This is a genomic window from Streptomyces sp. NBC_01478 (genome assembly GCF_036227225.1).
Lineage (GTDB): Bacteria > Actinomycetota > Actinomycetes > Streptomycetales > Streptomycetaceae > Streptomyces.
The window spans coordinates 2671896-2686419 of record NZ_CP109444.1; the positions used below are offsets into that span (position 1 = coordinate 2671896).

The window sequence follows — 14524 nt, forward strand, 5'->3', positions numbered from 1 at the left end:
TTCTGGCCAGTGCGCGAGGGGCCGCCGACCCTCGATCGGTACGAGAGTTCGTCTCTACTCTTCAATGCGTACGCGGCCGCCTGTGTTCCCGCTCAATCCCGGGGCCTGATTGCGGGGCTTCGTAGCGCTATGTGGTTGGCCGGATCCTTTTCGTACCTGATCGGGGCAGAAAAAGGTGGGCCCCGCCGCACGAAGGGGGGAACGTGCGGCGGAGCCCACCTCTGGGGCGGCGGCTGCGGGACTGTCAGGTCACCCGGCCGCCTGGCTCTTCTGGTTCTTCGTGACCGGGGCCAACTGGTCGACCAGGCCCGGGTGTTGCTTCAGCCAGGTGCGGACGGCGGCCTGCTCCTCGCCCTTGCCGGACTTCTGGATCTGCGCCTCCAGACCGGTGAGCTGGGACTCGGTCATCCCGAAGTCCTTCAGCCACGTGCCGACGTCGGGGTTGTCGGCGGCGAAGCCCTTGCGCGCCACGGTGTGCACGCCGTCGCCCTTGCCCCAGGCGTTCTTCGGGTCGGTGAGCTTCTTCAGCTTGTAGTCGCTGTACGCCCAGTGCGGCGACCAGAGCGTGACGACGATCGGCTGCTTCTTGGCGTACGCCCGCTTCAGCTCGGCCAGCATCGCCGGAGTGGAGCCGTCCACGACGTCGTAGGAGCCCTGGAGGCCGTACTCCTTGAGGACCTTGGTCTTGAGGAGGCCCATCATTCCGGCGCTCGGTTCGATGCCGGTGATCTTGCCGCCGAACTCGGAGGCGTGGGTCTTGAGGTCCGCCAGGGTGTTGACGTCCTTCATGTACGCCGGGACGGTCAGCTCCAAGGACGTGGAGCCGTACCAACTGCCGATGTCGTCGAGTTGCTTGCCGTACTTCTTCCAGTACTCGGCGTGCGTGGTGGGCAGCCAGGAGTCGGTCTGGAAGTCGACCTGGCCGGTGGCGAGGCCGGTGTAGAGCGGGCCCGCCGCGTACTGGGTGGTCGTCACCTTGTAGCCGCGTTCCTCCAGGATCTCCTTCCAGAGGAAGGTGGAGGCGATGCCCTCGTCCCAGGGGATGTAGCCAATGGTGATGTTCTTGCCCTTGCCGACGTCCGTCGCGGAGGTCGCCTTCGTGCCTGCGGAGGGGCCGAAGACGCCCAGGCCGCCGGCCACCAGTGCGAGGACGACCACGCCGATCACGGCGAAGGCCGGGCGGGGGCGGTAGTTCCAGGGCTTGGCGCCACCCGCCGCGCGGGCCTTGGCGGCGGCCCTGCGACCGAGCGGGGAGATCTGGGTGCCGAGCGCGCCGGTCATCCGGTCGAGGTAGATCGCGAGGACGACGATGCCGACGCCCGCCTCGAAGCCGAAGCCGATGTCGAGCTGGCCGATGGCCTCGTTGACGGCGCCGCCGAGGCCGCCGGTGCCGACCATGCCGGCGATGACGACCATCGACAGGCCCAGCATGATGACCTGGTTGACGCCCGCCATGATCGTCGGGAGGGCGAGCGGCAGTTGGACGCGCAGGAGCGTGTCGCGCGGTGAGGTGCCGAACGCCTCGGCGGCTTCGACGAGTTCGGCGTCGACCTGGCGGATACCCAGCTCGGTCATGCGGACGCCGGGGGCGAGCGCGAAGATCAGGGTGGCGATGACGCCGGCGGAGGTGCCGAGCCCGAAGAAGAGGATCGCCGGGATCAGCAGCACCATCGACGGCATCGTCTGGAGCAGGTCGAGAGCGGGCCGTACGACCGCGCTGACCGTCCGGGAGCGGGCCGCCCAGATGCCCAGCGGAATCGAGATCACCAGGGCGATGACGGTCGCCACGAGCACCAGGGCCAGGGTCGACATGGCCCGGTCCCACAGGTCGAGCGAGTCGATCAGCAGGAACCCGGCGAAGGCCAGGACACCCGCGGCCAGTCCGCGCAGCCACCAGGCGATCACCGCGAGGATGCCCGCGAGGAGCAGGGGTTCGGGGGCGGTGAGGACCGCGTTGATGCCGTCGTACATGCCCTCGACGACCGTCTTGATCGCGTCGAAGAGCCAGGACATGTGGGCGAGGAGCCAGTCGACACCGGAGTCGACCCAGTCGCCGAGCGGGAGCCTAGGCACGGGCGCTCACCTTCTCCTGCTCCGTGGGCTCGCCACCGAGGAACGCGACGAGGCGTGCCTGCGGTACGACTCCCACGACCTCGTCGGCCGCGTCGAGCACCGCGACCGGGTGGGTGAGGCGGGCGCTGAGGGCGCACAGGTCGGTGAAGGGCATGTCCGGGGTGGCGGTCGCGCAGTCGCAGTCGGCCTCGTGGCCGTCGACGCCGGTGTCCATGACGGAGCTCGCGGTCAGTACCCGGGAGCGGTCGACGTCCTGGATGAAGGAGGCGACGTAGTCGTTCGCGGGGCGGAGCAGGATGTCCTCGGCGGTGCCGGTCTGGACGATGCGGCCGTCGCGCATGACGGCGATGCGGTCGCCGAGGCGCATGGCCTCGTTGAGGTCGTGGGTGATGAAGACGATGGTCTTCTTCAACGACTTCTGGAGTTCCAGGAGTTTGTCCTGCATGTCCCGCCGGATCAGCGGGTCGAGCGCGCTGAACGACTCGTCCATGAGGAGCAGATCGGCGTCGGTCGCCAACGCCCTTGCCAGGCCCACGCGTTGCTGCATACCGCCGGACAGCTCGTCGGGCCAGGAGTCCTCCCAGCCGGCCAGACCGCACAGGGCGAGCGCCTCGTCGGCGCGGGCCTCGCGCTCGGCGCGGGGCACGCCCTGCACGGCCAGTCCGTAGGCGGCGTTCTCGCGGACGCTGCGGTGCGGGAAGAGCGCGAAGTGCTGGAAGACCATGCTGATCTTGCGGGCGCGGACCGCGCGCAGCTCGCGGTCGCCGAGCGCGGTCAGGTCCTGGCCGTCGAAGAGGACGCGGCCCGCGGTGGGCTCAAGGAGTCCGTTGAGCATCCGCAGGAGGGTGGACTTGCCGGAGCCGGACAGGCCCATGACGACGAAGATCTGGCCCGGTGCGACGGAGAAGGAGGCGTCGATCACGGCGGCGGTGGTGCCCTCGGCGCGCAGTTCCTCCCGGTCGGCTCCTGCGCGGAGCCGTTCGACTGCCTGGTCGGGTCGTCTGCCGAACACCTTGTGCAGGTGTTCGGCTTCTAGCCTGGCTGACACGCGTACCTCTCGATCGGGGGCAGGACATGGTGGCGGGGGCGACGGGCCTGAAGGCCCCTCGGCAGTTGAATGTGCAACCGGCACCGCTCCGAGGCCGCGCCTGCCCTCGCTTCACCGACGCAAACACGGAGTGGGCCAGGTCACTCGCGCCGTAGGATCACCGGGGACGTGGCTGTCGGGGACCGTGGGGGGACGCCGTGGAACGACCGGACGACCGTGTGCCGTCGGCATTGCGCTTCAGTACGGAGCTCGTCGCCTGGATCGGTGTGCCCTGGGCCCTCTCCGGGCACTCGTGGCCGCTGGCCGTGCTGTCGCTGGTGGTGCTGATCGGGCTGCCGAGCGTCTTCACCACTCCGGGTGACAAGGCGCACGTGCTCGTCGCCGTCCCGGGGTGGGTGACGATCCTCCTCGTGCTGCTCCAGATCGCGGGCGCCCTGGTCGCCGCCTGGTGGATCATGCCGCTGTGGGCCGCCGTCCCGGTGTCCGTGCTCGCCGTCGCCACCCTGGTCGCGGAACGTCCGCGCTGGACATGGCTGTTGACACTGCCGGCCCGTGCCAGTACGTGACCGCGGGCGTCGTGCGGCATGATGCGTGACGTGACCGGACGACTGATGCTTCTCGACACCGCCTCGCTCTACTTCCGCGCCTACTTCGGCGTCCCGGAGTCCGTGAAGGCGCCGGACGGGACGCCGGTGAACGCCGTGCGCGGGCTGCTCGAGTTCATCGACCGGCTGGTGAAGGACCATCGTCCGGACCAGTTGGTGGCGTGCATGGACGCGGACTGGCGGCCGCAGTGGCGGGTCGACCTGATCCCCACCTACAAGGCGCACCGCGTCGCCGAGGTGCGCGAGAGCGGCCCGGACGCGGAGGAGGTGCCGGACACGCTCTCCCCGCAGGTGCCGATCATCGAGGCGGTTCTCGACGCGGTCGGCATCGCGCGCGTGGGCGTCGAGCCGTACGAGGCGGACGACGTGATCGGCACGTTCACCGCGCACGCCAAGGGCCCGGTGGACATCGTCACCGGCGACCGCGACCTGTACCAGCTCGTCGACGACGCCCGTGGCGTCCGCGTGCTGTATCCGATCAAGGGCGTCGGCACGCTCCAAGTCACCGACGAGGCGTTCCTGCGCGAGAAGTACGGCGTCGACGGGCGCGGCTACGTGGATCTGGCGCTGCTGCGCGGCGACCCCAGCGACGGTCTGCCGGGGGTGCCGGGCATCGGCGAGAAGACGGCGGCGAAACTGCTCGCCGAGTTCGGTGACGTGCCCGGGATCATGGCCGCGATCGACGACCCCAAGTCCAAGCTGACTCCCTCGCAGCGCAAGCGTCTCGACGAGGCGCGGCCGTATGTCGCGGTCGCGCCCAAGGTCGTACGGGTCGCCGACGACGTACCGCTGCCCGACGTCGACCCGGCACTGCCGCACGCCCCGCGTGATCCGGAGCTGGTGGGCGCACTGGCGGAGCGCTGGGGGCTGGGCGGATCATTGCAGCGACTGCTCACCACGCTGGGCGCGTAAGCATTGTTCTTGCCCTTTCTTTCTTGCCTTTCACAGAGAATGTAGTGCTAGCTTAGGTAAGCCTAAGCATGGGAATCTGGGAGGCCGTCATGGCAGAACGTCCGGCACGGAAGCCGCGTAAGCCCCACTCCGCGCAGGTCGTCCGCACCGAACGCCTGACTCCCCACATGCAGCGCGTGGTGCTCGGTGGCGAGGGTCTGGCCGAGTTCGCGGCGGACACCTGCACCGACCACTACGTGAAACTGCTGTTCCCGGCCGGGGGCGCCACCTACCCCGAGCCCTTCGACATGGAGCGCATCCGCGCGGAGTTCCCGCGCGAGCAGTGGCCGGTGACCCGCACCTACACCGTGCGCGCCTGGGACTCCGAGCACCTCGAGATGACCCTGGACTTCGTGATCCACGGCGACGAGGGCCTCGCCGGGCCGTGGGCGACCCGGGTCCAGCCGGGCGAGACCGTCCACTTCATGGGCCCCGGCGGTGCCTACGCCCCCGACGCGGGCGCCGACTGGCATCTGCTCGCCGGGGACGAGAGCGCGCTGCCGGCGATCGCCCGCGCCCTGGAGTCGCTGCCCGAGGGCGCCACGGCACACGCCTTCGTGGAGATCTCCGGCCCGGAGGAGGAGCAGAAGATCGACTCCGACATCGAGGTCGTCTGGCTGCACCGCGGCGACCGTCCCGTCGGCGAGGCGCTCGCCGAGGCCGTACGGGCACTGGAGTTCCCGGAGGGCCGGCTGCACGCGTTCGTGCACGGCGAGGCTGCCTTCGTGAAAGACCTGCGCGCCCTGCTGCGGGTCGAGTTGGAGATCCCGCGCGAGGACCTGTCGATCTCCGGGTACTGGCGGCTGGGCCACAACGAGGACGGCTGGCAGGCGTCGAAGCGGGAGTGGAACGCGAAGATCGAAGCGGAGCAGGAGGGCGCTACGGCGGCTGCGTAGCGCCCGGGAGCGGGCTGGGAACAGGGGCGGCGCCTTCGGGGCACCGCCCCTTCGTCATGCGAGCACCGCCCCTTCGTCATGCGCCGGGCGCCGATGCGGCCGGAACGGCCCCGGGGGCGTGAGGACTTAGGCCCGTCACAGACACGGTGGCGTGACGCGGCCGAAACAGCACCTCCCTAATTTCTGTCACCCGACAGGAATTCGCGCCGAAGGCAGGTGCCGCCGTGACCACCACAGCCCCCTCCGACCTACGCCCCGACCCGCCCCACTCCTCCGCCGACGACAGCTCCCTCGAGGAGTTCGGCTACCGTCAGGAGCTGCACCGCAGCCTCGGCCGGTACGCGTCGTTCGCGGCCGGGTTCTCCTTCATCTCCGTACTGACGACCGTCTTCCAGTTCTTCGCCTTCGGGTACGCGTTCGGCGGCGCCGTCTTCTTCTGGGCCTGGCCGGTGGTACTGGTCGGCCAGTTGCTGGTGGCCGCGTGCTTCGCGGAACTGGCCGCGCGCTACCCGATCTCGGGCGCGATCTACCAGTGGTCCTCCCGCCTCTCGAACGCGACGTTCGGCTGGTTCGCGGGCTGGATCATGGTGATCGGCCAGATCGTGGTCGTGGCCGCGGCAGCACTGGCCCTCCAGATGGTCCTGCCGGCGATCTGGTCGGGCTTCCAACTGGTCGGCAGCGACCCGGCGCCCACCTCACCGGACGGCGCGGCCAACGCGGCGGTCCTCGGCGTGATCCTGCTGGTCCTGACGACGCTGGTGAACATCCTCGACAACCGCGTGATGTCCGTGATCAACCGGGTCGGGGTGACCGCCGAGATCATCGGCGCGATCCTGATCGTCGTCCTCCTCCTGACCCACTCCAAGCGCACCCCGAGCATCACCTTCCACACGACCGGCAGCCTGGAGGGCGGCCTGCTCGGCGCACTGCTGGTGGGCTCGTTCACGGCGGCGTACGTGATGATCGGCTTCGACAGCGCCGGCGAGATGAGCGAGGAGACCCACAACCCGCGCCGCACCGCGCCCCGCACGATCCTCACCGCGCTCAGCGCGGCGGGCCTGCTCGGCGGCCTGATCATCCTCGGCGGCCTGCTCGCCGCACCCAGCATGACCGACGGCCACCTGGGCGTCGACGGCCTCAGCTACGTCCTGACGAGCAGCCTCGGCGACGGCGTCGGCAAGGCCCTGCTGGCGGACGTGGTGGTGGCGATAGCGGTAGCAACTCTGGCCATCCAGACGGCAGCCTGCCGCATGCTCTTCTCGATGGCCCGGGACACCCAACTCCCCTTCTCCGCCCGCCTGTCCAAGGTCAACCCCCGCACGGGCATGCCCAGCGCCCCCGCCATCGTCGTGGGCGTCCTCGCGGCCGCCCTGCTCCTCCTCAACTTCGCCTCCCCGGACGCGTTCCTCGCCATCGGCACCACCTGCATCGTGATGCTGTACCTGGCGTACGCGATGGTCACGGGCCCCCTCCTGCTCCGCCGCCTGCGCGGCGAGTTCGAGGTGGCCGGCACGGACGAGACGGGCGCACCCCTGTTCTCCCTGGGCCGCTGGGGCGTCCCGGTCAACGCGCTGGCGCTCGTCTACGGCCTCGTGATGACGGTCAACCTGGCGTGGCCCCGGGCCGCGGTGTACGACCCGGCGGGCGGGCACTGGTACTTCCAGTGGTTCACGGTGTTGTTCCTGGTGGTGACGGTGGGGGTCGGACTCGGGTACCGGGCGGTACGGGCAGGACGGGGTGACACGGCTCAGGAACCGGCTGCTGCGGAGGCCCTGCCGGAGCCGACTCGGTAGCTAACGGAGAGGGGCCGGCGCTTCCTCGCCCCACGGGCCCGCCGCGCCCCTCTCCGCCCCCGGGCCGACCCCGGCTCGCCGCAGAGCCCCGACTCTCCACGGCTTCCTCGGCGCGCGGAAAAGCCGTGGTGGTGCTCCCCTGAATGGGGAACCCGGAGGCGGCCATGGACAGTTCGCAGCAGCGCGGGTGGAGCAATAGAACTACGTCACACGGCGGCCCTGACCAGCCGCCGCCGGAGCGCAATCCATGGCGCCGAGTGCCGTGGTGGCTGTACGTCATCGGCGCGTTCACGGTGATCGTGGTGGTCTCCGTCGTCACGAATCCGTCGTCCTCGTCCAAGCCGTCGCCCTCGGTCACCGTGACGGAGACGGAGACGAAGGTGACGACCGGGCCGACCGTCACCTCCACCAGGACGATCGAAGAGACCGTACCGGCCGAGCACACGACCGAACCGTCGAAGCCGACCAAACACTCCGTCGAGCCGGCGAAACCGGCCGCGTCCACGGACACCGGATACGCGTACTACAAGGACTGCGACGCCGCCCGGGCCGCAGGCGCCGCGCCGCTTCACCGAGGCGACCCCGGGTACCGGTCCGAGCTGGACCGGGACGGAGACGGCGTCGCCTGCGAGCCGTACAACGGGTGACTGCCGCGCCCCACCCACCACCTACCCTTGACCCCAATGACCCGAAAGCGCCGTATCCCGCCCTCCCCCCTCCCCCAACGCGACGGGGTAGACCCAGTGCGGGTCCGCCTGCCCCCCGAGGATTCCTGGGCCACCGTGCGTGAGTACCTGGTGGACCGGCTCTCGGGGGCGGGTGACGGCGTCGTCGATCAGATGGTGGACGACGGGCTGATCGTCGGGGTGGACGGGAAGTCCGTGGCCGGGAGGTCGTACGAAGCCGGGATGTTCGTGTGGTTCCACCGGGAGCTGCCCGGTGAGGTCCCGGTGCCCTTTCCCGTGGAGGTCGTGTACCGGGACGAGCACATCGTCGTCGCCGACAAGCCGCACTTCCTCGCCACCACCCCGCGCGGCAGTCACGTCGTCGAGACGGCACTCGCGCGGCTGCGCAGGGAGTTGGGCATCCCGGCGCTGGGGGCCGCGCACCGGCTCGACCGGCTCACCGCGGGGCTCGTGCTGTTCACGGTGCGGCCCGAGGAACGGGGCGCGTACCAGGCGCTGTTCCGGGAGAAGCGGGTGCGGAAGGAGTACGAGGCCGTCGCGCCGTACGACTCCGGGCTCACCCTTCCGACCATCGTGCGTTCCCGGATTCTCAAGGAGCGTGGGGTGATGGCCGCCCGGCAGGTCGAGGGGGAGGTCAACGCCGTCAGCCGGGTTGAGCTGGTCGAGGAGCGGGGGGGCGGGCTCGCCCGGTACCGGCTGGTGCCCAGTACCGGGCAGACGCATCAACTGCGCGTCCACATGAGCGCGTTGGGCGTGCCCATCCTCGGCGACCCGCTCTACCCCGTGGTGACCGACCCCGTGCCGGACGGCGACTTCCGGCGGCCGCTCCAACTGCTGGCGCGGGCACTGGAGTTCACCGATCCGGTCACGGGCGTCGAGCACCGGTTCCGTAGCGGCCGGGTGCTCGAAGCATGGTCCTGCTACGGCGACTGGGCCACTCAGTAGCCCCGCCACCACCTCAAGAGCCGCTGCCACGCGCCCAGTTGGTGCACCGGCTCCGGCGTCGCCACCGGCTGGGGCGGAGCGGTCGGCTCGGGCACCGGAACCGCCGCCGGTGTCGGGTCCGGGTCGGGCGTCATGCCGACGTGCCAGGTGTGGCGGGGTTGCGGGACCGCCGCGTGGCCGGGCTTGACCGACACGTCCTGCTTCGGCTTCGGGGCGAACTGCACCGGGAGTTCCACCAGATGACGGGAGGCGATGGACGCCGTCCAGCTCAACTCGTCCTCGTCGCAGTCGAGTTCGATGTCCGGCAGCCGCATCAGCAGCGCGTCCACCCCGGTGTCGGCGATGGCGCGGCCGATGTCCTGGCCGGGGCACTCGTGCGGGCCGCCGCCGAAGGCCAGGTGGGAGCGGTTGCCCATCATGTTGGCCTTGAGGTCGGGGCGTACGCGGGGGTCCACGTTGCCCGGCGCCGGTGCGAAGAGCAGGCCGTCGCCCTTGCGGATGCGCTGGCCGCCCAACTCCGTGTCCTGCTTGGCGAAGTAGGCGAACACGGTGGAGAACGGCGGCTCGTCCCACAGGGACTGCTCGACCGCCTCCGGCACCGTCATCTGCCCGCCGTTGAGCTGCGCGCGGAAGCGCGGGTCGGTGATGACCATGCGCAGCGCGTTGGCGAGGAGGTTGGTGGTGGCCTCGTAGGCGGCGAAGAGGACCAGCCGCAGGTGCTCGCGGACCTCGTCGTCGCTGAGCCCCGCCGGGTGGGCGAGGAGGTGGCTGGTGAAGTCGTCCGCGGGCTGGGCCCGGCGCAGCACGGTGAGCCGGCTCAGCGCGTCCATGACGTACTGGTGGCTGACGATCGCGGTCGCGGTGCCCTTGAGGGCGTCGCGGGCCGCCTCCACCATCTGCTCGTTGTACTCGTCGGCCATGCCGAGGATCTCGCACAGCACGGCCATCGGCAGGTGCTCGCAGAACTGGCCGACGAGTTCCGCGTGCCCCTGTTCGCAGAAGGTGTTGGCGAGGATCTGGGTGTAGCGGTTGATGTGCCGGCGGATGCCGCGCGGGTCGATGGTCGACATGGCGCCGGTCACCGCGCCGCGCAGCCGCAGGTGTTCGTCGCCCTCGGCGTGCGAGGCGATGGGCTGCCAGGCGATGTGCGGCATCAGCGGGTGGTCGGGTTTGACCATGCCCTCGCGCAGCGGCGTCCAGATGCGACTGTCCCGGCTGAACTGCGAGGGCGTGCGCACCATGTGCAGGTTCTCGGTGTGGCCCAGGACGACCCAGATCGGCACGTCGTCGTGGAGCAACACCGGTGCCACGGCGCCGTGTTCGGCACGGAGTTTCTCGTAGAGGGCGCCCAGGTCCGCCGCTTCGGGGCCGAACAGCCGGTGCAGTCCCCCGGGCCCCTGGCCGTGTGCGGGGCAGCCGGGTGGCGGACCGAGCCTGGTGTCGTCCGTATCGGTCGGGGAGTGAGGTTCAGGCGTCACAGTGATCGCTCCGAATACTGAAGTGGATCCGGTGTCAGGGGAGTTGGGCGGGTCAGGTCAGCGAGCCCGTCATCGCGAGGGAGTGCAGGAAGCGCATCAGGGTCATCAGGACGTCCCGGCTGGAGGCGCGGCGGCGCGCGTCGCATTCGATGATGGGGATGTCCGGGGACAGGTCGAGCGCCGTACGCAGGTCCTCGATGGGGTAATGGGGGCCGTCCGGGAAGGAGTTGACGGCGATCACGAACGGCACCCCGCGCTCCTCCAGCCGTCCTATGACGTCGAAGCTGACTTCGAGGCGCCGGGTGTCGATCAGCACCACCGCGCCGAGGGCACCCTCGAACAGCCCGTTCCACAGGAACCAGAAGCGTTCCTGGCCCGGGGTGCCGAACAGGTACAGCACCAGTTGGTCGGTGATGCTGATGCGGCCAAAGTCCATCGCGACGGTGGTGGCCGTCTTGCTCTCCGAGCCGTAGTTGTCGTCGACGCCGACGCCGGCCTGCGTCATGGTCTCCTCGGTGGTCAGCGGCCTGATCTCGCTGACCGAACCGACCATGGTCGTCTTGCCGACCCCGAAGCCGCCGACGATCACGATCTTCACCGCGGCCTGGGCCGTGTGCGGGAGATGGTCCTCGGTCCGCGGACCCGTGATGGTGTCAGAGCTTTTGAAGTCCATGCATCACCGCTTCGAGGAGGGAACGGTCGGGGAGCGCCTGGCGGACGATCGGGGCGCGCGCCTGGACCAGTTCGGCCGTCAGCAGCTCGGTGAGCAGGACGGTCACCACGCTGTACGGCAGGTTGAGATAGGCCGACAGCTCGGCCACGGACAGGGGGGCGATACAGAGCCCGAGCAGCGTCGCCTGTTCGGGGGTGGCCGACTGCGGCGCGTCGGAACGCGCCACGATCAGCGTGACCAGGTCGAGTTCGGCCCGGTCGCCGTCCTCGGTCGCGCCGGTGAGCACGTACAGCCGCTCCGGGATCTTCCCTTCGCCCTGTTTCCTGGCGGGCTCGCCCGGTTTTTTCGCGGGCTCGGGCGGCGGTTCTCCCTTGGGATGTCGCCGCTGGCGTTGCGGAGGAGTCATACGGTCTGCCCGTTGCGCCTCGGCGGGCTGGTGAGGTGGGCGCCGATTCTGACGACGAGGTCGCGCATGCGGTTGCTCATCAGGCCGGGTTCGGCGACCACGTCGGACAGGACGGCCAGATAGGCGTTGGCGCCCGCGGCCATCAGATAGAAGTAGCCGCCGTTGATCTCGATGATGACCATCTTCATCCGGCCGTCGCTGCCCGGGATCTCGGAGGCGACGGCGCCCGCCAGGCTCTGCAGTCCGGCGCAGGCCGCGGCGACGCGGTCGGCGGCGTCCGGGTCGCCGCCGTAGCGGGCGATGCGCAGCCCGTCGGCGGAGAGCACGACGATCTGCTGGATGCCGGGCACGCCGTCGGCGAGATCCTTGAGCATCCAGTCGAAGTTGGCGCGCTGCTGGATCACTTGAGGTCCCCCTCGTCGTCGGCCTCGACACGGGCCGGCTCGGTCTTCTGGGTGAAAGCGGTCGGGTCCGGGTCACCCTTGAGGCCTTCCATGAACGCCTCGACCCACAGGCCCGGTTCGGGTTCGTCCTTCTTCTCCGGCTCGGGCTCGGGCGTACCCCAGGCGGAGCGGGCCTCCCGCGCGGCGGCCTCGGCGCGCTCGGCGGCGGCCTGTTCGGCGTACCGCTGGGCGAGCGGGACCTTGACCCGGCTGCGGCGCTGCGGCAGGCCGCCCGCCGTCCACTCGGTGACCTCGGGAACCTCGTCCTCCATGCTCACCGAGGCCGGGATGCGCGGGCTCGTGGGGCGGCGCCGCTTGATCGTGCGCTTGGGGCCGTCGACCGCGCCGAGTTCGGCCTTGGGCATGGCGGTGGCGCCGATGCCGTGGGCGAGTCCGGGTGCGGTGCCGGGGGTGAGCATCTCGCTGGGCACGATGAGGACGGCGCGGACGCCGCCGTAGGCCGAGGCACGCAGCGAGATCTGCATGTTGTACGTCGCGCAGAGCCGGCCGACGACCTGGAGGCCCAGGCGCGGGCTCTCGCCGAGGTCCTGGAGGTCGGTGCCGGCCTTGGCGCGCTCCAGCATGCCCTCGGCGCGGGCCCGGGACTCCTCGCTGAGGCTGACGCCGCCGTCCTCGATCTCGATGGCGACGCCGGTCTGCACCTCTACGGCGGTGACGTGGACCTTGGTCTGCGGGGGCGAGTAGCGGGTGGCGTTGTCGAGGAGTTCGGCCGCCGCGTGGATGACCGGCTCGACGGAGATGCCGCGGATGTTGACCTTGGCGATGGAGTGCAGCTCGATGCGCCGGTACTCCAGGATGCGGGACATGGCGCCGCGCAACACGCTGTACAGCGGCACCGGTTCGGGCCACTGGCGGCCGGGGCGGCCACCGCCGAGCACCGAGATGGAGTCGGCGAGCCGGCCGATCAGCGCGGTGCCGTGGTCGATGCGCAGGAGGTCGTCGAAGACCTCGGGGTTGCGGCCGTGGTCCTCCTCCATCTCCCGGAGTTCCTTGGCCTGTTGGTGGACGATGGCCTGCACACGGCGGGCGATGCTGACGAAGGAACGCTGCGCGGAGTCACGCATGTTCTCCTCGCGCTGCACGATGTTGAGCACGGTCCTCAGCAAGTCGCGCTGCGGCTCGGGAAGTTGCCGCCAGTCGGGATCGGCGTCCACGACTTGGCGAATCACCTCTCCGGGGGATTCTCCGCTGCTGAGCCGGTAGAGCGTGGCGGGCAGGATCTCCTTGCCGAGGCGGACCGTCTCCAGGTTCTGGTCGGCGATCCGCCGTTCCAGATACGCGGTGTGACGGTCGTGCTCGGCGCGCAGGTTCCGCAGGTTGCGTCCGCGGCGTACCGCTTCGGCCGCCGTCACGATCACCAGGAGTGTGGCGACGGCGCCGCACCAGCCGACGGCGATCCGGGCCGGCCCCGCCACCAGGGCGACGGCGGCCCCGGTCGCCGCGGCCATCACTATGGCAGGCGGCAACAGCACGCGCGCGTAGGGAAGTTCACGGCCACCGGGAGGCGATTGAACACTCACCATGTATGCCCTCTGAAGACAGGTCGGCTGGGGGGACGGGGAGAAGCCGGGGGGAGCTTCTGTATCTTTTGGCATGTTTGGGAACAAGCGCACGAATACAGCCCAACTCGGTGCGCTGCGGGCGAGCTTAGTCCGACCGGATCACCGCTGTGTCATATTCGGCAAGGCCCTGAAAAGGGACATGCGAGAGGAGTACCCTCAGTCCATTTACACGCTCCGCTTCCATTCGAACACATTGCGTAGCGAAAAATGGACATGCGAAAGTCACTCACCGTAACGGGTGAGGTTCAGCTTCCGGCGATCCGCAGCGCGGCGTCGGCCGTCGCCTCCGCGAAGGCGGACACGGGCCGCTCCGGGTCGGAACGATGGACGAGAATGACGCCCTCGATCAGCCCGAACACCAGATCCGTGCGCAGCTCCAGCTCGCTCTTGGCGAGCGCCCCGCCGGCGGCCGTCGCGGCGAGCAACTGCCGGTAGGCGTCCTTGAGTTCGGCGCGTACGGCATGGAAGCCGGCGAAGCGTTCGGCGCGCACCTCGGGCAGCAGATAGAGCCCGCCGAGGTTGTGCGAACCGCCGCACAGCAGCTCGACGTCGGTACGGCACAGCTCCCACAACCGGCCCTCGGCCGGGGTCGCGTCGTCCGCGAGCAGCTCCCGGGCACAGGCCAGCGAGGGCGTGACCGTGGACTCCAGGAGGTCCGCGAGCAGCTCCTCCTTGCCGGAGACGTAGTGGTACATCGACGCCTGCCGCATGCCCGCGCGCTCGGCGACGGCCCGCGTGGTGGTGGCCGCGTAGCCGCGGGTGGTGAACAACTCGGCGGCGGCACGCAGCAGTTCGTCACGCGGGGACAGTCCGCTGTCCGGCCGCTGATCGGCCCGCGGCCGGCCGACCCGACGGCCCCCCTGCGCACCCGTTGTCCCCATGCGTTCGATCCTCGCACACAGCCCCGCACACCGGATGCCCGGCGAACCACCGGCGATCTTCGT

Annotated in this window: 14 protein-coding genes; 6 read left to right on the plus strand and 8 right to left on the minus strand. The window is 70.1% G+C overall.

The window, feature by feature from the left end; all coding sequences use genetic code 11:
• Nucleotides 1–249: 249 nt before the first annotated feature.
• Both OG223_RS11980 and OG223_RS11985 read right to left on the minus strand, forming a co-directional pair.
• Nucleotides 250–2073, minus strand: coding sequence for an ABC transporter permease/substrate binding protein (locus OG223_RS11980; protein ID WP_329246341.1), 1824 nt, complete (start codon nucleotides 2071–2073; stop codon nucleotides 250–252).
• Entirely contained in the window at nucleotides 2066–3121 is a 1056-nt protein-coding gene (locus OG223_RS11985; protein ID WP_329246343.1) for a quaternary amine ABC transporter ATP-binding protein, read from the minus strand. Before OG223_RS11985 ends, OG223_RS11980 begins: the two co-directional genes overlap by 8 nt.
• A 197-nt stretch (nucleotides 3122–3318) precedes the next feature.
• On the opposite strand from OG223_RS11985, the gene OG223_RS11990 reads away from it, so the two are divergent.
• From OG223_RS11990 to OG223_RS12015, 6 genes are all read left to right on the plus strand, one after another.
• Nucleotides 3319–3687: a hypothetical protein gene (locus tag OG223_RS11990; RefSeq protein ID WP_329246346.1), complete on the plus strand. Its 369-nt coding sequence runs from the start codon at nucleotides 3319–3321 to the stop codon at nucleotides 3685–3687.
• Nucleotides 3688–3708: 21 nt separating this feature from the next.
• Nucleotides 3709–4638, plus strand: a complete 930-nt coding sequence (locus OG223_RS11995) for a 5'-3' exonuclease (protein ID WP_329265236.1) — start codon at nucleotides 3709–3711, stop codon at nucleotides 4636–4638.
• An 89-nt stretch (nucleotides 4639–4727) separates the two neighbouring features.
• On the plus strand, nucleotides 4728–5573 hold the full coding sequence (locus OG223_RS12000; RefSeq protein WP_329246349.1) for a siderophore-interacting protein: 846 nt from the start codon (nucleotides 4728–4730) through the stop codon (nucleotides 5571–5573).
• Nucleotides 5574–5797: 224 nt separating this feature from the next.
• Complete coding sequence (locus tag OG223_RS12005) at nucleotides 5798–7366, plus strand: amino acid permease (RefSeq protein WP_329246352.1); 1569 nt, start codon at nucleotides 5798–5800, stop codon at nucleotides 7364–7366.
• Between the two features lie 164 nt (nucleotides 7367–7530).
• Nucleotides 7531–8013, plus strand: coding sequence for an excalibur calcium-binding domain-containing protein (locus OG223_RS12010; protein ID WP_329246353.1), 483 nt, complete (start codon nucleotides 7531–7533; stop codon nucleotides 8011–8013).
• A 36-nt stretch (nucleotides 8014–8049) separates the two neighbouring features.
• Nucleotides 8050–8997 carry a pseudouridine synthase gene (locus OG223_RS12015; protein WP_329246356.1) on the plus strand — a complete coding sequence of 316 codons (948 nt, stop codon included), beginning with the start codon at nucleotides 8050–8052 and terminating at the stop codon, nucleotides 8995–8997.
• Here OG223_RS12015 and OG223_RS12020 read toward each other — a convergent pair.
• From OG223_RS12020 to OG223_RS12045, 6 genes are all read right to left on the minus strand, one after another.
• Nucleotides 8991–10475 carry a cytochrome P450 gene (locus OG223_RS12020; protein WP_329246359.1) on the minus strand — a complete coding sequence of 495 codons (1485 nt, stop codon included), beginning with the start codon at nucleotides 10473–10475 and terminating at the stop codon, nucleotides 8991–8993. The genes OG223_RS12015 and OG223_RS12020 overlap by 7 nt on opposite strands.
• Nucleotides 10476–10527: 52 nt before the next feature.
• Nucleotides 10528–11148 carry a GTP-binding protein gene (locus OG223_RS12025; protein ID WP_200680124.1) on the minus strand — a complete coding sequence of 207 codons (621 nt, stop codon included), beginning with the start codon at nucleotides 11146–11148 and terminating at the stop codon, nucleotides 10528–10530.
• Nucleotides 11129–11554 carry a DUF742 domain-containing protein gene (locus OG223_RS12030; RefSeq protein WP_329246362.1) on the minus strand — a complete coding sequence of 142 codons (426 nt, stop codon included), beginning with the start codon at nucleotides 11552–11554 and terminating at the stop codon, nucleotides 11129–11131. Before OG223_RS12030 ends, OG223_RS12025 begins: the two co-directional genes overlap by 20 nt.
• Nucleotides 11551–11958 carry a roadblock/LC7 domain-containing protein gene (locus tag OG223_RS12035; protein WP_019066134.1) on the minus strand — a complete coding sequence of 136 codons (408 nt, stop codon included), beginning with the start codon at nucleotides 11956–11958 and terminating at the stop codon, nucleotides 11551–11553. Before OG223_RS12035 ends, OG223_RS12030 begins: the two co-directional genes overlap by 4 nt.
• Nucleotides 11955–13541, minus strand: a complete 1587-nt coding sequence (locus tag OG223_RS12040; RefSeq protein ID WP_329246366.1) for a sensor histidine kinase — start codon at nucleotides 13539–13541, stop codon at nucleotides 11955–11957. The genes OG223_RS12035 and OG223_RS12040 overlap by 4 nt, the downstream gene beginning before the upstream one ends.
• Before the next feature lie 284 nt (nucleotides 13542–13825).
• Nucleotides 13826–14461 (minus strand): TetR/AcrR family transcriptional regulator, encoded by a 636-nt coding sequence (locus OG223_RS12045; protein WP_329246369.1) that lies wholly within the window; start codon nucleotides 14459–14461, stop codon nucleotides 13826–13828.
• Nucleotides 14462–14524: the final 63 nt, after the last annotated feature.

Coding starts and splice junctions, on each gene's coding strand:
- OG223_RS11995 (WP_329265236.1), top strand. CDS start 3,709: ATGCGTGACGTGACCGGACGACTGATGCTTCTCGACACCGCCTCGCTC.
- OG223_RS12000 (WP_329246349.1), top strand. CDS start 4,728: ATGGCAGAACGTCCGGCACGGAAGCCGCGTAAGCCCCACTCCGCGCAG.
- OG223_RS12010 (WP_329246353.1), top strand. CDS start 7,531: ATGGACAGTTCGCAGCAGCGCGGGTGGAGCAATAGAACTACGTCACAC.
- OG223_RS12015 (WP_329246356.1), top strand. CDS start 8,050: ATGACCCGAAAGCGCCGTATCCCGCCCTCCCCCCTCCCCCAACGCGAC.
- OG223_RS12025 (WP_200680124.1), bottom strand. CDS start 11,148: ATGGACTTCAAAAGCTCTGACACCATCACGGGTCCGCGGACCGAGGAC.
- OG223_RS12030 (WP_329246362.1), bottom strand. CDS start 11,554: ATGACTCCTCCGCAACGCCAGCGGCGACATCCCAAGGGAGAACCGCCG.
- OG223_RS12040 (WP_329246366.1), bottom strand. CDS start 13,541: ATGGTGAGTGTTCAATCGCCTCCCGGTGGCCGTGAACTTCCCTACGCG.
- OG223_RS12045 (WP_329246369.1), bottom strand. CDS start 14,461: ATGGGGACAACGGGTGCGCAGGGGGGCCGTCGGGTCGGCCGGCCGCGG.